This window comes from Streptomyces sp. NPDC021020 (assembly GCF_044333285.1).
Taxonomy (GTDB): domain Bacteria; phylum Actinomycetota; class Actinomycetes; order Streptomycetales; family Streptomycetaceae; genus Actinacidiphila.
Map to the genome: position 1 here is coordinate 246,240 of NZ_JBIRQQ010000004.1, position 18,210 is coordinate 264,449.

Annotated in this window: 14 protein-coding genes, 1 tRNA gene and 1 pseudogene; 15 read left to right on the forward strand and 1 reads right to left on the reverse strand. The window is 72.4% G+C overall.

The window, feature by feature from the left end; all coding sequences use genetic code 11:
• Nucleotides 1-66: 66 nt before the first annotated feature.
• The 3 genes and pseudogenes from ACH4SL_RS13050 (at nucleotide 67) to ACH4SL_RS13060 (ending at nucleotide 2,390) form a co-directional block, all read left to right on the forward strand.
• Nucleotides 67-267 carry a helix-turn-helix transcriptional regulator gene (locus tag ACH4SL_RS13050; protein WP_398444516.1) on the forward strand — a complete coding sequence of 67 codons (201 nt, stop codon included), beginning with the start codon at nucleotides 67-69 and terminating at the stop codon, nucleotides 265-267.
• Nucleotides 264-1,659: pseudogene (locus ACH4SL_RS13055) on the forward strand (tyrosine-type recombinase/integrase). The gene ACH4SL_RS13050 and the pseudogene ACH4SL_RS13055 overlap by 4 nt, the downstream one beginning before the upstream one ends.
• Before the next feature lie 113 nt (nucleotides 1,660-1,772).
• On the forward strand, nucleotides 1,773-2,390 hold the full coding sequence (locus ACH4SL_RS13060) for a hypothetical protein (RefSeq protein WP_398444518.1): 618 nt from the start codon (nucleotides 1,773-1,775) through the stop codon (nucleotides 2,388-2,390).
• A 164-nt stretch (nucleotides 2,391-2,554) separates the two neighbouring features.
• Here the strand turns inward: ACH4SL_RS13060 and ACH4SL_RS13065 are convergent.
• Nucleotides 2,555-2,626, reverse strand: a tRNA-Arg gene (locus tag ACH4SL_RS13065).
• Nucleotides 2,627-2,777: 151 nt separating this feature from the next.
• Here ACH4SL_RS13065 and ACH4SL_RS13070 point away from each other — a divergent pair.
• From ACH4SL_RS13070 to prmC, 12 genes are all read left to right on the forward strand, one after another.
• Nucleotides 2,778-3,230 carry a response regulator transcription factor gene (locus tag ACH4SL_RS13070; RefSeq protein WP_398444520.1) on the forward strand — a complete coding sequence of 151 codons (453 nt, stop codon included), beginning with the start codon at nucleotides 2,778-2,780 and terminating at the stop codon, nucleotides 3,228-3,230.
• Nucleotides 3,231-3,369: 139 nt separating this feature from the next.
• Nucleotides 3,370-4,563: an ArgS-related anticodon-binding protein NrtL gene (gene nrtL, locus ACH4SL_RS13075; RefSeq protein WP_398444523.1), complete on the forward strand. Its 1,194-nt coding sequence runs from the start codon at nucleotides 3,370-3,372 to the stop codon at nucleotides 4,561-4,563.
• A gap of 22 nt (nucleotides 4,564-4,585) precedes the next feature.
• A complete protein-coding gene (gene lysA / locus ACH4SL_RS13080; protein WP_398444525.1) occupies nucleotides 4,586-5,977 on the forward strand; it encodes a diaminopimelate decarboxylase in 1,392 nt (463 codons plus the stop codon).
• Nucleotides 5,978-6,258: 281 nt separating this feature from the next.
• The gene (locus tag ACH4SL_RS13085; RefSeq protein WP_398444527.1) at nucleotides 6,259-7,617 is read left to right on the forward strand and encodes a homoserine dehydrogenase; all 1,359 of its coding nucleotides are present in this window, start codon (nucleotides 6,259-6,261) and stop codon (nucleotides 7,615-7,617) included.
• A 6-nt stretch (nucleotides 7,618-7,623) separates the two neighbouring features.
• Nucleotides 7,624-8,715: a threonine synthase gene (gene thrC, locus ACH4SL_RS13090; RefSeq protein ID WP_398444530.1), complete on the forward strand. Its 1,092-nt coding sequence runs from the start codon at nucleotides 7,624-7,626 to the stop codon at nucleotides 8,713-8,715.
• 425 nt (nucleotides 8,716-9,140) lie between these two features.
• A complete protein-coding gene (thrB, locus tag ACH4SL_RS13095) occupies nucleotides 9,141-10,064 on the forward strand; it encodes a homoserine kinase (RefSeq protein ID WP_398444532.1) in 924 nt (307 codons plus the stop codon).
• 361 nt (nucleotides 10,065-10,425) lie between these two features.
• A complete protein-coding gene (gene rho / locus ACH4SL_RS13100; RefSeq protein ID WP_398444534.1) occupies nucleotides 10,426-12,465 on the forward strand; it encodes a transcription termination factor Rho in 2,040 nt (679 codons plus the stop codon).
• 195 nt (nucleotides 12,466-12,660) lie between these two features.
• Complete coding sequence (locus ACH4SL_RS13105; protein ID WP_398444537.1) at nucleotides 12,661-14,454, forward strand: trypsin-like serine protease; 1,794 nt, start codon at nucleotides 12,661-12,663, stop codon at nucleotides 14,452-14,454.
• Nucleotides 14,455-14,597: 143 nt separating this feature from the next.
• Nucleotides 14,598-15,725, forward strand: coding sequence for an LCP family protein (locus ACH4SL_RS13110; protein ID WP_398444539.1), 1,128 nt, complete (start codon nucleotides 14,598-14,600; stop codon nucleotides 15,723-15,725).
• Between the two features lie 160 nt (nucleotides 15,726-15,885).
• Nucleotides 15,886-16,113, forward strand: coding sequence for a 50S ribosomal protein L31 (gene rpmE / locus ACH4SL_RS13115; RefSeq protein ID WP_031518487.1), 228 nt, complete (start codon nucleotides 15,886-15,888; stop codon nucleotides 16,111-16,113).
• Nucleotides 16,114-16,227: 114 nt separating this feature from the next.
• On the forward strand, nucleotides 16,228-17,307 hold the full coding sequence (gene prfA, locus ACH4SL_RS13120; protein WP_398445313.1) for a peptide chain release factor 1: 1,080 nt from the start codon (nucleotides 16,228-16,230) through the stop codon (nucleotides 17,305-17,307).
• 12 nt (nucleotides 17,308-17,319) lie between these two features.
• Nucleotides 17,320-18,165 carry a peptide chain release factor N(5)-glutamine methyltransferase gene (prmC, locus tag ACH4SL_RS13125; protein ID WP_398444541.1) on the forward strand — a complete coding sequence of 282 codons (846 nt, stop codon included), beginning with the start codon at nucleotides 17,320-17,322 and terminating at the stop codon, nucleotides 18,163-18,165.
• Nucleotides 18,166-18,210: the final 45 nt, after the last annotated feature.

Here is an 18,210-nt window from a genome sequence, read left to right on the forward strand (position 1 = left end):
CCGGGCGCGGCTACTCCCCGGAGGGGGCTCTCCTTGCCGCCTCGGTACGGCCGGGTGGTGGTTCCGATGGCGCGTGAACGTACCGGGGAGCTGCTGACCGTGCGGGACGTCCTCGCCGAACGCGGCGGCATCTCCCGGCGCACCTTCTACCGCTGGCGTGAGCTGGGGCTCGCCCCGGCGTGCATCCGGCTGCCGAACAATGAGTTGCGGGTGCGGCGGTCGGTGCTGAACGCCTGGCTGGACGAGCGGGCGGAGGGCGCGGCGTGAAGTCGTACAAGGTCTCCGTCTGGAAGATCAGCGTCAACCAGTCGGCGAAGAAGCCGACGTACCTCGTCCGCTGGTCGGTGGAGAAGGTGCCGTTCCATGAGGTGTTCAAGACCCAGGCGCTCGCGGACCGCTTCCGGGCGAAGCTGCTCGGTGCGGTGGAGAAGGGCGAGCCGTTCGACACGGTGGCCGGCCTGCCCGACTCGATGCGGGGCGGCATGGCGGCGCTGTCGTTCTTCGACCTGGCCGTGAAGTACGTCGATCACCGGTGGGCGGACGCTTCGGCCAAGCATCGCGACAGCATGACGGACGCGTTGGCGTTGGTGGTGCCGGTGCTCGTCAATCCGCTGCGGGGCCGTCCCCCGGACGCAGCGCTTCGTAAGGCGCTCCGGTCGTACGTGCTGCCTGTGCCGCGGCGGGAGCGGGAGCGTCCGGAGGACGTGGCGGCGGCCGTGCGGTGGATGCAGCGGGCGTCGCTGCCGGTCGGCGAGTTGAACGAGCTGGCCCGGGTTCATGAGTTGGTGGAAGCGCTGGGGCGCAAGCTCGACGGCACGCCAGCGGCGACGCAGACGTACCGGCGCCGCCGGGCGGTCGTCTTCAACGCGCTGGAGTACGCGGTGGAGCTGGAGTTGCTGTCAGCGAACCCGCTGGCACGGGTCCGGCGCAAGCGAGGCAAGCGGGCCTTGCAGGAGGTTGACCGGCGGGTGGTGGTCCAACCCGCGGCAGGCGTGGGAGCTGCTGACTGCGGTCACGTACGTCGGTCGCTTCGACCGGGCCAGCGGGCGCCGGCTGCGAGCGTTCTTCGCCTGCCTCTACTACGCCGCGCTGCGGCCGGGTGAGGCGCTGGGCCTGCGCTTGACGGACTGCACCTTGCCGGAGACGGGCTGGGGACGGATCGAACTCGCCGAGACGCGGCCCTCGGCGGGCAAGACGTGGACGGACTCCGGGCAGGCACACGACCGGCGCGGCCTCAAGCAGCGGGAGAAGGGCGAGGTGCGGGTGGTGCCGATCCCGCCTCCGCTCGTGCGGCTGCTCCAGGAGCACGTGAAGGAGTTCGGCACGGCGGATGACGGGCGGCTGTTCCAGAGCGAATACGGGAACGTTGTGGCGGCCTCGTCGTACTCCCGGATCTGGAAGCTGGCGCGGGAGTTGGCTCTCCTGCCCGGCCAGGTCGCCTCGGTGATGGCGGCCCGGCCCTACGACCTGCGTCACGCCGGCGTATCCCAGTGGCTCAACTCAGGCGTGCCCGCACCGGAGGTGGCTGCTCGTGCGGGGCACTCGGTAGACGTACTGCTGAAGATCTACGCGAAATGCATCGACGGCCAGGAAGCCGAGATGAACGAAAGAATCTTGCGGGGGCTCGGAGAGGAGGAAGCCGAAGCGCCGATGGCGTAGTCCCTCTGTCCCTTGAGTTGGGAACCCCCGGGATGGCCCGGGGGTTCCTTCATGTTCCGGGCTGGTGTGAAACTCGTCTTGATTGGTTGAGACGACATCTCGAACATGTCCCCATGAGTGGATTAGGAGACCTCCTCGGTCAAACAGTCAGCGCGCTGTTGGGAACGCTCGTCGGTGGGGCCATTACCTTCTTTGTCACGCGATGGCAGCTGACCAAAGCGGTGACGGCGGAAGCGGCGCTCGCGGCGCAGCAGCGCCTTGCTGATGCGGAGCTGGCTCGCAGCGAGCGCGAGGGGAACGCCGCTCGACTGCTCCTTGAGAGGCTGGCAGACCTCTACGCCTACCTGCCTTCCCTGCCCGACGTCTCCGAGAACGAGCCGACTTTGAGCCGGCAGTCTCGCGACCGTTGTTCAACGGCTATGGAGTCCGTACGCCGGGGCATGCACACGGAGCTTTTCTCGATCCGCGACCACGAGGTTCGTGATCGTTATCGAACGTTAGTGAAGCTGGCCTATGACGTCGGCTGGCGAGGTATTGGTCGCCCGCGTAGGGAACGGCAGATACGTGATGTCCGGACCTATCTTCGGTACGTGCAAGCGACGCTTGAGTCGATGATCGATGGAGCCAGCCTGCCGAGTGCGATCGGCGAACCTGATCTTCAACGGAGGGATGGCGACACCTGGCCGTCGGGGCAAGTGCAGCTGTGGTCGGATCCTGCAGACGGGAGTTGAGAATCCGTGCGCTGACCTGCTGCGAAGGGGCTCAAGATCATTACGTCGTCATTACGTGATCACTGGCAAACGGCTGCCGTGAGCCGCATCCGGCTGCGTACATGCGAAGACCCCGCTGCCAGCGTTCGGGCTGGTGGCGGGGTCTGTTGGCACCTACTGCGAGGTGCCCCCGGCAGGATTCGAACCTGCGCACACGGCTCCGGAGGCCGTTGCTCTATCCCCTGAGCTACGGGGGCGACGAGAAGAACACTACCAGGAAGGAGGGGGTGGGTCGGACCGGGTTTGTGGGGGGCGGGGGTGTGGTGGGGAGGGGGTGGGGAGAGGTGGGAGGGGGAGAAATGGGCAAAACGCGGACGCATCAGGAGTCGCGCGCCTACGCTTCGGGGTGTGGCGGGAGCGACCGGCCGGGTGCTTGTTGTGGATGACAACAAGGTGATCCGGCAGTTGATCAGGGTCAACCTGGAGCTGGAGGGCTTCGAGGTCGTGACCGCGGCTGATGGTGCCGAGTGCCTGGAGATAGTGCACAGCGTGCGGCCCGACGTCGTGACGCTGGACGTCGTCATGCCGCGGCTGGACGGGGTGCGGACCGCCGCGCGGTTGCGGGCGGACGCGGATCCGTGGACGCGGGGGGTCGGGATCGTCATGGTCAGCGGCGGCAACGCGCCGGAAGGCGTCGGGGCGCCGGGCGGGGCGGACGCCTTCGTCGCCAAGCCCTTCGAGCCTGCTGAGCTTGTCGAGACGGTACGGCGGCTGGTCCGGCGGTCGCCGGGCGCCCCCGGCGGTACGGGGGAGGCCGGGGAGCCGCGGGGACAAGCCGCTGCCGCGCCCGGCGGTGGGTGAGCGTCCCCCGGGGGTGGGGGCTGCTCACGGGCGGTGGGCGGTCCGCGCCGGGGGAGGGGTGGGCCGTGGGGAACGGGGGAGGTGAGCTGGGGGAAAACCGGTCGGCGGTGGTGGGGGGTTCTCGCCTACGCTTACCTCCGTGACCCCCGCCGAGCTGTCGTGGACCGTGCTGACCACGGTCCGGCGTGCCGTCGCGGCGGACGAACTGCGCGTGGACGTGCCCGAGAAGGTCGTCGTGCAGCGGCCGCCGCGGCCCGGGTGCGGTGACTACGCCACCAACGTCGCCCTCCAGCTCGCCGGCGCCGCCGGGCGCAGCCCCTACGAGGTCGCCGCCATCCTCGCGCCCCGCCTCGCCCGCGAACCGGGCATCGCCCAGGTCGAGATCGCCGGGGCGGGCTTCCTCAACATCACCCTCAGCGCGCGGGCCTACGCCGACGTCGTACGGCAGGTGCGCGAGCAGGGGGCGGCCTACGGGCGGGGCGACGGCCTCGCCGGCCAGTACGTCACCGTCGCCCCGGCGGAGGAACGCGGGGGCCCACCCGCCCTGCGTGCCCGTGTCGTCGCGGAAGCCGTCAACGCGCTCCTGCGCGCCGCTGGGGCCCAGCCCGGCAGCCCCCCCGAGTCCCTGCGCGTCACCGAGCCCGACGCGGCCCCCGCATCCGCGCCCGGAGCCACTGCCTCCCGTGAGGGCCCCGCGCCGGGTGCGGCGCCCGCACTCGCGCCCGGAGCCGCCGCCCGCGGGAGCATCGCCACCGGCGCGACGCCCGCGCCCGGAGCCACCGCCCCCCGCGGCACCCTCGCCCCCGACGCGGCCGCCGCCCCCCGCGCCACCCCCGCCCCCCGCCAAGCCCTCGGCCCCGACGAGCTGCGGTGGGCCCTTCTGCGGCCCCCCGCGGAGGACGTGCCGCGGCTCGACCCCAGCGCCCTGCTCGCCCAGCGCGAAGCGAATCCGCTCTTTCGGGTGCGCTACGCGCACGCCCGTACCCGCGCCGTGCTGCGGAACGCCCACGACCTGGGCGTACGTATCGAGAGCCCAGCGAGCGACGACCCGTACCGGCACCCCGCCGAGACGGAGCTGCTCGGGCTCGTCGCCGACTTTCCGCGGGTCGTCGAGACCGCCGCCCGCCGCCGCGCGCCCGATCGGCTCGCTCGGCATCTGGAGCGGCTGGCCGACGCCTATCTGCGCTTCCAGGACGAGTGCCCCGTGCTGCCGAAGGGGGACGAGAAACCCTCGGCCGTCCACGCTGCCCGGGTCCGCCTCGCCGACGCGACCGGCATCGTGCTCGCCGACGGCCTGCACCTGCTCGGCATCAGCGCACCCCATCACCTCTGAGTCACAGGAAACCGAGAGACCAGTGAGCCGTTCCGCACATCCCGCCGGGCCCCGCCACGCCGACGTGCTGCCCGAAGGGCACTACGCCGCCCCGCCCGCGGACCTGAACCACCTCGAACCGCAGGTGTGGTCCCGCACCGTCACCCGTAACGCCGACGGCGCGGTCGAGGTCGGCGGCCTCGACGTCCGCGACCTCGCCGCCGAGTACGGCACGCCCGCCTACATCCTCGACGAGGCGGACTTCCGGGCCCGCTGCCGCGCCTGGCGGGCCGCCTTCGGGACGGAGGCGGACGTCTTCTACGCCGGGAAGGCATTCCTCTCCCGCGCTGTCGTGCGCTGGCTGCACGAGGAGGGGCTGAACCTCGACGTGTGCTCCGGCGGCGAGCTGGCCGTGGCGCTCGACGCCGGCATGCCCGCCGACCGCATTGCGATGCACGGCAACAACAAGACCCGTCCCGAGATCGACCGGGCGGTCGCCGCCGGGGTCGGCCGGATCGTCGTGGACTCCTTCGAGGAGATCGTCCGGGTCGCCGCCGCCGCCGAGCGGCACGGGCGGCGGCAGCGGGTGCAGATCCGCGTCACGGTCGGCGTCGAGGCGCACACCCACGAATTCATCGCGACCGCGCACGAGGACCAGAAGTTCGGCCTCCCGCTGGCGAGCGGGCAGGCCGCGGAGGCGGTGCGCCGGGTGCTGAAGCTGGAGAGCCTGGAGCTCGTCGGCCTGCACAGCCACATCGGGTCGCAGATCTTCGACATGTCCGGCTTCGAGGTCGCCGCCCGCCGTGTCGTCGGGCTGCTCGCCGAGATCCGCGACGAGCACGGCGTGCAGCTCCCGGAGATCGACCTCGGCGGCGGCCTCGGCATCGCCTACACGCCCGCCGACGACCCGGCCGAGCCGCACCAGATCGCCAAGGCGCTCGCCGACATCGTCACCCGCGAGTGCGAGGCGGCCGGGCTGGAGCGCCCGCGGCTGTCGGTCGAGCCGGGCCGGGCGATCGTCGGCCCGACCGCCTTCACGCTGTACGAGGTGGGCACCGTCAAGCCGCTGGAGGCCCTGCGCACGTACGTCAGCGTCGACGGCGGCATGTCGGACAACATCCGTACCGCGCTCTACGACGCCGAGTACAGCGTGGCGCTCGTCTCGCGGCGCAGCGACGCCGCGCCGATGCTCAGCCGGGTCGTCGGCAAGCACTGCGAGAGCGGCGACATCGTCGTCAAGGACGCCTTCCTGCCCGCCGACCTCACGCCCGGCGACCTCGTGGCGGTGCCGGCCACCGGCGCGTACTGCCGCTCGATGGCCAGCAACTACAACCACGCGCTGAGGCCGCCGGTCGTCGCGGTCGCCGAGGGGCAGGGGCGGGTGATCGTCCGCCGGGAGACGGAGGAGGACCTGCTGCGTCTCGACGTCGGCTGAACGAGGCGCGGCCGCCGGCTGAACGAGGCGCACACGCAAGGCCCGTGAAGAGGATCTGCGGTGCGGGCCGGGCGTGCGGGGCGAAAATCCGTGCGCCCGTCCGCCCCTACCGCAAATCTCACGGTCCGCCCGGACGGTCTCGCATTCCGGACGGGGCGTGGCTTCTCCCTACCGGTGGGTGAGACTGGTGGCCTCCACGCCGTACGGTCCGGGCCCGGACCGTACGGAGGCGGGGACGACACGGGAAACCACCCGGGAAACCGTACGAGAGACGAGGTCGGATGATGCGTACGCGTCCGCTGAAGGTGGCGCTGCTGGGCTGCGGTGTGGTCGGCTCCGAGGTCACGCGCATCATCACGACGCAGACGGCCGACCTCGCCGCCCGCATCGGCGCGCCGATCGAGCTGGCCGGCATCGCCGTGCGCCGCCCCAACCGGGTGCGCGCCGGGGTGCCCGCCGAGCTGCTCACCACCGACGCCACGGCGCTCGTCAAACGCGGCGACATCGACGTCGTCGTCGAGGTCATCGGCGGTATCGAGCCGGTCCGCACCCTCATCACGACCGCCTTCGAGCACGGCGCCTCCGTCGTCTCGGCCAACAAGGCGCTGCTCGCCGCGGACGGCGCGAGCCTGCACGCCAAGGCCGCCGAGCACAGCGTGGACCTCTACTACGAGGCCGCCGTCGCGGGCGCCATCCCGCTGATCCGGCCGCTGCGCGAGTCGCTCGCGGGCGACAAGGTCAACCGGGTGCTCGGCATCGTCAACGGCACCACGAACTTCATCCTCGACAAGATGGACAGCACCGGCGCCGGCTACAGCGAGGCGCTGGACGAGGCCACCGCGCTCGGCTACGCGGAGGCCGACCCCACCGCCGACGTCGAGGGCTTCGACGCGGCGGCCAAGGCGGCGATCCTGTCCGGGATCGCCTTCCACACCCGGGTCACCATCGACGACGTCCACCGCGAGGGCCTGACCGAGGTCACCGCGGCGGACATCGCCTCGGCGAAGAAGATGGGCTGCACCGTCAAGCTGCTGGCCATCTGCGAGCGCGCCGCCGACGGCCGCTCCGTCACCGCCAGGGTGCACCCGGCGATGATCCCCCTCAGCCACCCCCTGGCGTCCGTCCGCGGCGCCTACAACGCCGTCTTCGTCGAGGCGGAGGCAGCGGGGCAGCTGATGTTCTACGGTCCCGGCGCCGGCGGTGCACCCACCGCCTCCGCCGTACTCGGCGACCTGGTGGCCGCCTGCCGCAACAAGCTGGCAGGGACCACGGGAGCCGGCGAGTCCGCGTACACGCAACTGCCGGTGAGCCCGATGGGCGATGTGGTCACCCGCTACCACATCAGCCTTGACGTGGCGGACAAACCGGGCGTCCTCGCACAGGTCGCCACGGTGTTCGCCGAGCACGACGTGTCCATCGACACGGTGCGGCAGCAGGGCAGGAGCCAGAGCGGCGGCGACACCAACGACGGTGCCGCGGCCGAGCAGGCCGGTGCCGTACGGCGTGCGGGCGGCGAGGCGTCGCTCGTCGTCGTCACCCACCGCGCACCGGACGCAGCGCTGTCGGCGACGGTCGAGAGCCTGCGGAAACTCGACACCGTACGCGGCGTCGCCAGCATCATGCGTGTGGAAGGGGAGTAGCCCGCTATGAACGCAACCATCGACCAGCCCCGAATGTCCGGCACCCACCAGTGGCGCGGCATCATCGAGGAATACCGCGACCGGCTCCCGGTCACCGCGGACACCCCGGTGGTCACGCTGCTGGAGGGTGGCACCCCGCTCGTCCCGGCCCAGCTGCTGTCGGAGCGGACCGGGTGTGACGTGTACCTCAAGGTCGAGGGCGCGAACCCGACCGGGTCCTTCAAGGACCGCGGCATGACCATGGCCATGTCCAAGGCCAAGGAGGACGGCGCCCAGGCCGTCATCTGCGCCTCCACCGGCAACACCTCCGCCTCCGCCGCCGCCTACGCGGTACGCGCCGGCATGGTGTGCGCGGTGCTCGTGCCGCAGGGCAAGATCGCGCTCGGCAAGATGGGCCAGGCGCTCGTCCACGGCAGCCGCATCCTCCAGGTCGACGGCAACTTCGACGACTGCCTCGACCTCGCGCGGGACCTGAGCGAGAAGTACCCGGTCGCGCTCGTCAACTCCGTCAACCCGGTGCGCATCGAGGGCCAGAAGACCGCGGCCTTCGAGATCGTCGACGCGCTCGGCGACGCCCCCGACCTGCACCTGTTGCCGGTCGGCAACGCCGGCAACATCACGGCCTACTGGCGCGGATACAAGGAGTACGCCGCCGACGGCGTCTCCACCCGCACCCCGCGCATGTGGGGCTTCCAGGCGGCGGGCTCGGCCCCGATCGTCAACGGCGCGCCGGTGCGCTCCCCGCAGACCATCGCGACCGCGATCCGGATCGGCAACCCCGCCTCCTGGCAGTACGCGGAGGCCGCGCGCGACGAGTCCGGCGGCGCGATCGAGGCGGTGACGGACCGACAGATCCTGTCCGCGTACCGCCTGCTGGCGGCGAAGGAGGGCGTCTTCGTCGAGCCCGCCTCGGCGGCGTCGGTCGCGGGCCTGCTCAAGGCGGCGGAGGAGGGCAAGGTGGATCCGGGCCAGCGCATCGTCTGCACGGTCACCGGAAACGGCCTCAAGGACCCGGACTGGGCCGTCGCCGGCGCCCCGGCCCCCCTGACCGTCCCCGTCAACGCGGACGCTGCTGCGCAGAGCCTCGGCTTGGCGTAGGGGCTCGCCCCGCCAGGGGCGCGGGGAACTGCGCGCGCAACCACCCACCAGCCGGTGGTCCGGTACGGACCGTACTGCCCCTTAGGGCCGGTGACGACGTGACGGCACGTTCTGGCTGGCCGCGCAGTTCCCCGCGCCCCTAAAAGCGCCCGCCCCGCGGGCGAAACGCGCCGCCCCGCGCGGCGGGGAAACCCGATGGGGCGCAGGGGGCGCCCGAGAAGCCCCGCCGGCGAGGCGACACGCATCGCGCGCTGTACGTGCGCCCTATGTCGCAGGAGAACCTTCCTTCGATAAGCTGGGACCCAGCGGCACCGCAGCGTGCCCCGTATCCGGCGGATGCCAACCCCGCATCGCCACTCCCGCCCCGCCGCCCGGCAATGACGCCGCGCCCGGAGGGCGAACCGCACAAGGAGATTCGTCGAACGATGGCCGGTCCCGCGTTCCGCGCTGCCGCAGTACGAGTGCGCGTCCCCGCGACCAGCGCGAACCTGGGACCCGGGTTCGACGCCTTCGGGCTGGCTCTCGGGCTCTACGACGACGTCGTGGTACGGGTCGCGGACTCGGGGCTGCACGTCGACATCGCCGGCGAGGGCGCCGACACGCTCGCGCGCGACGAGAAACACCTGGTCGTCCGCTCGCTGCGGACCGCTTTCGACCTGCTCGGCGGCCAGCCGCGCGGCCTGGAGGTGGTGTGCGCCAACCGCATCCCGCACGGCCGCGGCCTCGGCTCGTCCTCCGCCGCGATCTGCGCGGGCATCATCGCCGCGCGGGCGGTGACGATAGGCGGCGCGTCCGCGCTGGACGACACCGCGCTGCTGGAGCTGGCGACCGAGATCGAGGGGCACCCGGACAACGTCGCGGCGTGTCTGCTCGGCGGTTTCACCGTGGCCTGGAGCGAGGGCGGCGCGGCGCGGGCGATCCGGATGGACCCGGCGCAGTCACTGGTCCCGGTGGTCTTCGTGCCCGCCGACCCGGTGCTGACGGAGACCGCGCGCGGGCTGCTGCCGCGTACCGTCCCGCATGTGGACGCGGCGGCCAACGCCGGGCGCGCCGCACTGCTCGTCGAGGCGCTGACCAGGCGTCCCGAGCTGCTGCTGCCGGCCACCGAGGACCGGTTGCACCAGGAGTACCGCACCCCGGCGATGCCGGAAACGCTCTCGCTGGTGAACCGTCTGCGGGGCGAGGGCGTCCCTGCTGTCGTGTCGGGTGCGGGGCCGACGGTCCTGGCGCTCACCGACGAGGGGGCCGCCGACAAGGTCTCCCGGCACGCGGGCGAGGGATGGGCGGCGCACCGCCTGTCGCTGGACGCTGCCGGGGCGTGTGTACTGCCGCTCGCCGGGGGGCAGTGACACGATTGCCGGGCGTGAGAGGGGGAATGTTTGTTGGATCCGGTAGTGTTAATCTCAAGCCTGCATTCGGAGCCCGCTGGGCAGGATGCACCGTGTCCCTTCCGTGGGACCGCTTTTCTTCCGGGAGCCTCCCACACCGCATAGGGCACGGTCCGAGCAGTCGGATTCCTGACCCGGGCGATGCTGAGCACGCTCCGGATATTCGGTACGAGTTCCCTCCGTGCCGAAGGCACGTACGTATTTCTGCCGCCATCAGGCGGACCACCGCCCCGGTTCTGGACAGCGGGAACGCCCAGATCCGGACAGCACGACCGGTCGCCGAGCCAGACAGGCCGACGTCCGCTCCAGGGAAGGACCCTTCGTGAGCGACACCACCGATCTGATGGGCGTGCGCGCAGATGACACTGTCGCCTCGTCCGATGCCGCCGCGTCCGGGGGCGGTGCTGCCACGGCCAGCCCGTCGCGCCGCCGCCGGACCGGGACCGGCCTGGACGGCATGGTGCTGGCCGAACTGCAGCAGCTCGCCTCCGGGCTCGGCATCAAGGGCACCGCGCGGATGCGCAAGAGCCAGCTGATCGAGACCATCAAGGAGCGTCAGGCCGGCGGCGGAGCCGCCCAGGCCCCCGCCCCCGCGGCCGGTGACGGCGCGGCGGAGAAGCCCAAGCGGCGCGCGACGTCCAAGGCGCGTCTGGAGCAGACCGGCGACGACACCGCCGCGGCGCCCGCGGCCGGCACCCGTGCCGCGACCACGACGGCCACCGCCGCGCCCGAGCAGCGCGAGCAGCGGCAGGACTCCCAGCAGATCGAGATCCCCGGCCAGCCGGCCGGTGAGCAGGCCAAGGCCGCGAAGAGCGAGCAGAAGGCCGACCAGCGGGCGGAGAAGGCCGAGCAGGCCGCCGACACCGCCGAGGGCCGCGCCGACACCAAGGGCGAGGCCCGGCAGGGCGACGGCAAGCAGGGCGGCGACGACCGCCAGGAGCGCCGCCGCGGCGACCGCCGGGAGCGGCAGCGGGACCGCCAGCGCAACCGCGAGGACGGCGGCCAGGGCGGCGGTCAGGGCGGCGGCCGGCAGCAGCAGGGCCAGGGCGGCGGCGGCCAGAGCCAGCAGCAGGGCCAGGGCGGCGGCCAGGGCGGCAACGTCCAGGACGACGACGAGTTCGGTGACGGCCGCGGCCGTCGCCGGGGCCGCTACCGCGACCGCAGAGGGCGCGGCAACCGCCGCGAGGAGTTCGGCGGCGGCGGCGAGCCGCAGGTCGCCGACGACGATGTGCTGATCCCGGTCGCGGGCATCCTCGACATCCTCGACAACTACGCCTTCATCCGCACCTCCGGCTACCTGCCGGGCCCGAACGACGTGTACGTGTCGCTCGCCCAGGTGCGCAAGAACGGGCTGCGCAAGGGCGACCACGTCACCGGTGCGGTCCGGCAGCCCAAGGACGGCGAGCGGCGCGAGAAGTTCAACGCGCTGGTGCGGCTGGACTCGGCGAACGGCATGGCGGCCGACTCGGGCCGCGGCCGTCCGGAGTTCAACAAGCTCACCCCGCTCTACCCGCAGGACCGGCTGCACCTGGAGACGGACCCGGGCGTGCTGACGACCCGGATCATCGACCTGGTCTCGCCGATCGGCAAGGGCCAGCGCGGTCTGATCGTGGCCCCGCCGAAGACCGGCAAGACCATGATCATGCAGGCCATCGCGAACGCGATCACCACCAACAGCCCCGAGTGCCACCTGATGGTGGTCCTGGTGGACGAGCGTCCCGAAGAGGTCACCGACATGCAGCGGTCGGTCAAGGGCGAGGTCATCTCCTCGACCTTCGACCGCCCGGCCGAGGACCACACCACGGTCGCCGAGCTGGCCATCGAGCGCGCCAAGCGCCTGGTGGAGCTGGGCCACGACGTCGTCGTGCTGCTGGACTCGATCACCCGGCTCGGCCGCGCCTACAACCTGGCCGCGCCCGCCTCGGGCCGCATCCTGTCCGGTGGTGTGGACTCCACCGCGCTCTACCCGCCGAAGCGGTTCTTCGGCGCCGCCCGCAACATCGAGGACGGCGGCTCGCTGACCATCCTGGCCACCGCGCTGGTCGAGACCGGCTCGCGGATGGACGAGGTGATCTTCGAGGAGTTCAAGGGCACCGGCAACATGGAGCTCAAGCTCGACCGCAAGCTCTCCGACAAGCGCATCTTCCCCGCGGTGGACGTCGACGCGTCCAGCACCCGCAAGGAGGAGATCCTGCTCGGCGGCGAGGAGCTGGCCATCGTCTGGAAGCTGCGCCGGGTGCTGCACGCCCTGGACCAGCAGCAGGCGATCGAGCTGCTGCTGGACAAGATGAAGCAGACGAAGTCCAACGCGGAGTTCCTGATGCAGATCGCGAAGACCACCCCGGGCCAGAACAACGACTGACCCGCGGCCGTCGCGCACCGGGCCCCGCCCGCCGGATTCCCGGCGGGCGGGGCCTTTTGCGTTCGCGCAATTGGCGGCGGGGCCGTGACGGCCGGTCATATGCTCGGCGGGCGGCGGCAGACGGGCCCGCGGCGGCTCGACCCGCCCTCGCGCCCGTCGCGCCGCGACCACGCTGCCCGACGACAGGAGTCGCGGATGTTACCTGCCCGTACGAGCACCGGCCACCGGCTGCGGCGCCGCGCGCTGCCCGCCGCCCTGGCCGCGCTCGGCGCGCTCGCCGCCGGTGCGCTCGCGTCCGCCCCGGCCCGCGCCGACACCGCCCCGCCCCCGGCGGCCGCCGCACCGGCCAAGGCCCACGCGGACGCGCTGCTCAAGCGCGCGATACGCGCCCGCGAAGCCGCCGCCACCGCCGAATCCGCCAAATCCGCCACCGCACCGGCCGCGCGGGCCGCCGAGGGCGCGACGCCCGACGCGGTCGGCCCGCACGTCATCGGCGGCACGCCCACCGGGGCCGGTGACGCGCCCTGGATGGTCCAGCTCTGGTACGACGACGACAACGGCACCCCGAACACCACCTCCGACGACGACGCGTTCTTCTGCGGCGGCAGCGTCGTGTCGGCCTGGAAGGTCCTGACGGCCGCGCACTGCGTGCAGGGCTACGACCTGCCCGACTACGCCGTCCTGGTCACCGGCACGAACCAGCTGCCCACGGTCGACGCGAACGGCGTCCTCGACCTGCACGGCGGCACCGAGAACTTCGTGGCCCGCGCCTGGTCGCACCCGTCCTTCTCCAAGGCCACCGCGGTCGACGACGTCGGCGTGCTGACCCTCTACCAGCCCACGAACGCCACCGCGCTGCCGATCGCGGCCACGGGCGACACCGCGTCGTACGCGGCCGGCACGCCCGCGACGCTCTACGGCTGGGGCCAGACGTCCTCGACCGACACCGACCTGGCCCAGACGCTGAAGAAGGCCACCCTGCCGGTCACCGCGAACAGCGCGTGCACGGCCGCCTACGGGAGCACCTTCGTGCCGTCCGTCATGGTCTGCGCGGGCACCCCGTCCGCCGGCGGCGACGCCGGGACGACGGCGGGCTGCTTCGGCGACTCCGGCGGGCCGCTGGTCGTCGCCGGGCGGATCGTCGGGGTGATGTCCTGGGTCGTCGACGAGTGCGTCACCAAGGGCTCCTACAGCGTCTTCAGCCGCGTCTCCGCGCTGGCCGGGACGATCCTGCCGCGGATGGACGACGCGGACCCGACGGGGGACGGACACGCCGACCTGATCGCCGTCGACAGCGGCGGCGCGGGCTGGCTGTACGCGGGACAGGGCACCGGCCTGGCCGCCCGCCAGCCGTGGGGGAGCTTCTCGACCACCACGCTGCTGCGGCAGGCCGACCTCGACGGGGACGGCGCCCAGGACCTGGTGACGCGCGGGACGGACCGCCACCTCTACTCCACCCTCGTCGGGCAGCAGCCGCAGATGATCGGCAGCGGCGACTGGACGCTCATGGCCTCGGTCGTCCTGCCCGGCGACCTCGACGGCGACGGCGACCCCGACCTCGTCGGCACCGACACCAGCGGCAACGCCTGGTTCTACCCGGGCAACGGCCAGGGCCGCCTCGGCTCGCGCACCCTCATCGGCACCGGCTGGCAGATCTACGCCGGCGCCGTCTACGGCAAGGGCGACCTGACCGGCGACGGCCTGCCCGACGTGGTCGCGCGCGACACCTCCGGCGTCCTGTGGCTCTACCCCGGCACCGGCAAGGCCCCCGCCGTCTGGGGGACCCGCGTCAGGGTCGGCACGGGGTGGAACATCTTCGACGCCTTCGCCGCGGTCGGCGACGTCGACGGGGACGGTCACGCCGACCTGCTGACCCGCGACGGCGGCGGGCAGGAGTACATCTACCACGGCACCGGCTCGGTGGCGTCGCCGTACCTGACCCGGGTCAAGATCGGCCCCGGCTGGGGCGGCTACACCCTGTTCGGCTGAGGCCACGGCCGGCCACCGGCGTCACCCGCCGGTTGCGCAGCGTCGTCGAAAAATCGCCCGCGTGCCCCCTGACCTGGGGGTACGCGGGTGGTGCCGGATTCCTGCGGATGCCGACCCCCGAGGGTGCGGCGCACGATGGAGGAATGTCCGGTACAGGCGGCCCCAGGCCTCCGGCCGGCGCCTCGCCCCTGGGGGCGGGAAAGCGCCGGCGGCGCGGGCTGCGGATCACCGCGTGGGTCGCGGCGGGCGTGGTGCTCGCGGGAGCCGGCGGCGCCGGGTACGTCTACACCCGGCTCAACGGCAACATCCACAGCGTCGACATCGACTCCGCCCTCGGCGACGACCGGCCGGTCAAGCTCGGCAACGGCGCGATGGACATCCTGGTCCTCGGCTCGGACTCCCGCTCCGGCGCCAACCGTGAGTACGGCCACGACGGCGGCTCGGCCCGCTCGGACACCGCGATGGTCGTGCACCTGGCCAAGGGCCACAAGCGCGCGACCGTCGTCAGCATCCCGCGCGACACCCTCGTCCACCGCCCCGCGTGCGACCGGCCCAAGGGCGGCACCGCCCCGGCCGCGAAGCAGGCGATGTTCAACAGCGCCTACGCCGTCGGCGGCCCGGCCTGCGCCGTCAAGACCGTCGAGAAGCTCACCGGCCTGCGGATGGACCACTACCTGGAGGTCGACTTCACCGGCTTCAAGAACCTGGTGAACGCCCTCGGCGGGGTCCCGCTCACCACCACGCAGGCCATCCGCGACCCCAAGAGCCATCTGGACCTCGACGCCGGCGCCCACACCCTGGACGGCGACCAGGCGCTCGGCCTGGTCCGCACCCGGCACGGCATAGCCGACGGCAGCGACCTGGGCCGTATCCAACTGCAGCAGGCCTTCATGAAGGCCCTCATGGACCGCGTACGGGGCCTGGGGCTGCTCACCAGCCCCACCAAGCTGTTCTCGGTCGCCGACACCGCCACGAGCGCCGTGACGACCGACACGGGCCTCGGCTCGGTCGGCAAGCTCATGAGCCTGGCGCAGAGCGTGCGCGGCCTGCACTCCGGGCAGATCCACATGGTGACGCTGCCCGTACGCTTCGTGCCCACCGATCGCAACCGGGTGGAGCCCATCCCCGCGAAGGCCGCCGTGGTGTGGGCCGCGCTGCGCGCCGACAAGCCCGTGCCGGCGTCCGCGCTGACCGGCTCGGCCGCCGACCGGACCGACGCCGGCAAGGTCGTCGGGCCCGACAGCGGGCAGCCCACCCCGGAAAAGCGCTGACCTGCGGGAAGGCCTGATCGTCAGGGCCGGGAATGATCCGGGGGCGGACCTGGTTTTGGGAGATGCGGCCAGTGCTGGCAGACTGGTCCGCTGGCCCCGGTTCACGCTGACGCAAACCCGCCAAGCGACCCGGTGCCCTCCCGACACCAAGGAGCATCCAGTGAAGCGCGACATCCACCCCGAGTATGTCGAGACCCAGGTGACCTGCACCTGCGGCGCCTCGTTCACCACCCGGAGCACCGAGACCAGCGGCCAGATCCGCGCCGAGGTCTGCTCCGAGTGCCACCCGTTCTACACGGGCAAGCAGAAGATCCTCGACACCGGTGGCCGGGTGGCCCGCTTCGAGGCCCGCTTCGGCAAGGCCGCCGCGGCCGGCAAGAAGAAGTAGCGACCCGCAAGCGCCGGATTCCGGTCGCCCCAGCCAGGGCGACCGGACCGGCGCTTTGTCGTCCCACTGACTCTTTCCGGCTCCTTTCCGGACTCTTCCACGCAGGGATTGATGATGTTCGAGGCGGTCGAGGATCTGATCGGCGAGCACGCCGACCTCGAAAGGCAGCTTGCCGACCCCGCGGTGCACGCCGACCAGGCGAACGCCCGCAAGCTCACCAAGCGCTACGCGGAGCTGACACCCATCGTCAGCACCTACCGCGCGTGGCGGCAGACCGGCGAGGACATCGAGACGGCGCGGGAGCTGGCCGCCGACGACCCGGAGTTCGCCGCCGAGGTCAAGGAGCTCGACAAGGAGCAGGGCGTGCTCACCGAGCGGCTGCGGCTGCTGCTGGTGCCGCGCGACCCGAGCGACGACAAGGACGTCATCCTGGAGGTCAAGGCGGGCGAGGGCGGCGAGGAGTCCGCGCTGTTCGCCGGCGACCTGCTGCGGATGTACCTGCGCTACGCCGAGCGCGTCGGCTGGAAGACCGAGATCCTCGACTCCAACCCCTCCGACCTCGGCGGCTACAAGGACGTCCAGGTGGCCGTGAAGGCCAAGGCGTCCCACGAGCCCGGCCAGGGCGTGTGGGCCCGCCTGAAGTACGAGGGCGGCGTGCACCGCGTCCAGCGGGTGCCGGCCACTGAGTCGCAGGGCCGTATCCACACCTCGGCGGCGGGCGTGCTGGTCACCCCGGAGGCCGAGGACGTCGAGGTCGAGATCGGCCCCAACGACCTGCGGATCGACGTCTACCGCTCCTCCGGGCCCGGCGGGCAGTCCGTCAACACCACCGACTCCGCGGTGCGCATCACCCACCTGCCCTCGGGCCTGGTCGTCTCCTGCCAGAACGAGAAGAGCCAGCTGCAGAACAAGGAGTCGGCGATGCGCATCCTGCGCTCCCGGCTGCTGGCCGCCGCCCAGGAGGAGGCCGAGCGCGAGGCGTCCGACGCCCGCCGCAGCCAGGTGCGCACCGTCGACCGCTCCGAGCGCATCCGCACGTACAACTTCCCGGAGAACCGCATCTCCGACCACCGGGTCGGCTTCAAGGCCTACAACCTCGACCAGGTCCTCGACGGCGACCTCGACGCGATCCTGCAGGCCTGCGTCGACGCCGACTCCGCCGCCAAGCTGGCCGCGGCCGGCGACACGAACTGAGGGGCGGGCACGGTGAACCTGCTGCTCGCCGAGGTCGCGCAGGCGGCCCAGCGGCTCGCCGACGCCGGAGTGCCCTCGCCGCGCTTCGACGCCGAGGAGCTGGCCGCGTACATCCACGGCGTCAAGCGGGGCGAGCTGCACCGCGTCGCCGACAGCGAGTTCGACGCGCGCTACTGGGAGGCCGTCGCGCGCCGCGAGGCCCGCGAACCGCTCCAGCACATCACCGGCCGCGCCTTCTTCCGCTATCTGGAACTCCAGGTCGGCCCGGGGGTGTTCGTGCCGCGCCCGGAGACCGAGTCGGTCGTCGGCTGGGCGATAGACGCGGTCCGCGCCATGGACGTCGCCGAACCCCTCATCGTCGACCTGTGCACCGGCTCGGGCGCCATCGCGCTCGCCCTCGCACAGGAGGTGCCGCGCTCGCGCGTGCACGCCGTGGAACTGTCCGAGCAGGCCCTGGACTACGCCCGCAGGAACACCGCGGGCAGCAAGGTCGACCTGCGGCACGGGGACGCGCTGAGCGCCTTCCCCGACCTCAACGGCCAGGTCGACCTGGTCATCTCCAACCCCCCCTACATCCCGCTCACCGAATGGGAGCACGTCGCGCCCGAGGCCCGCGACCACGACCCGGAGCTGGCGCTCTTCTCCGGTGAGGACGGCCTCGACACCATCCGCGGCATCGAGCGCACCGCGCACCGGCTGCTGCGCCCCGGCGGCGTCGTCGTGATCGAGCACGCCGACTCCCAGGGCGGCCAGGTGCCGTGGATCTTCAAGGAGGACGCGGGCTGGGCGGACGCGGCCGACCACCCCGATCTCAACAACCGCCCGCGCTTCACCTCTGCCCGCAAGGCGCGGCCGTGACCGGCCGCCCCGCCCCCTGCACCGCGGCGCGGGCCCGTACGGCAG

Coding starts and splice junctions, on each gene's coding strand:
- thrC (WP_398444530.1), top strand. CDS start 7,624: ATGAACGCAACCATCGACCAGCCCCGAATGTCCGGCACCCACCAGTGG.
- prfA (WP_398445313.1), top strand. CDS start 16,228: ATGTTCGAGGCGGTCGAGGATCTGATCGGCGAGCACGCCGACCTCGAA.
- ACH4SL_RS13105 (WP_398444537.1), top strand. CDS start 12,661: ATGTTACCTGCCCGTACGAGCACCGGCCACCGGCTGCGGCGCCGCGCG.
- thrB (WP_398444532.1), top strand. CDS start 9,141: ATGGCCGGTCCCGCGTTCCGCGCTGCCGCAGTACGAGTGCGCGTCCCC.
- ACH4SL_RS13060 (WP_398444518.1), top strand. CDS start 1,773: ATGAGTGGATTAGGAGACCTCCTCGGTCAAACAGTCAGCGCGCTGTTG.
- ACH4SL_RS13110 (WP_398444539.1), top strand. CDS start 14,598: ATGTCCGGTACAGGCGGCCCCAGGCCTCCGGCCGGCGCCTCGCCCCTG.
- ACH4SL_RS13085 (WP_398444527.1), top strand. CDS start 6,259: ATGATGCGTACGCGTCCGCTGAAGGTGGCGCTGCTGGGCTGCGGTGTG.
- ACH4SL_RS13050 (WP_398444516.1), top strand. CDS start 67: ATGGCGCGTGAACGTACCGGGGAGCTGCTGACCGTGCGGGACGTCCTC.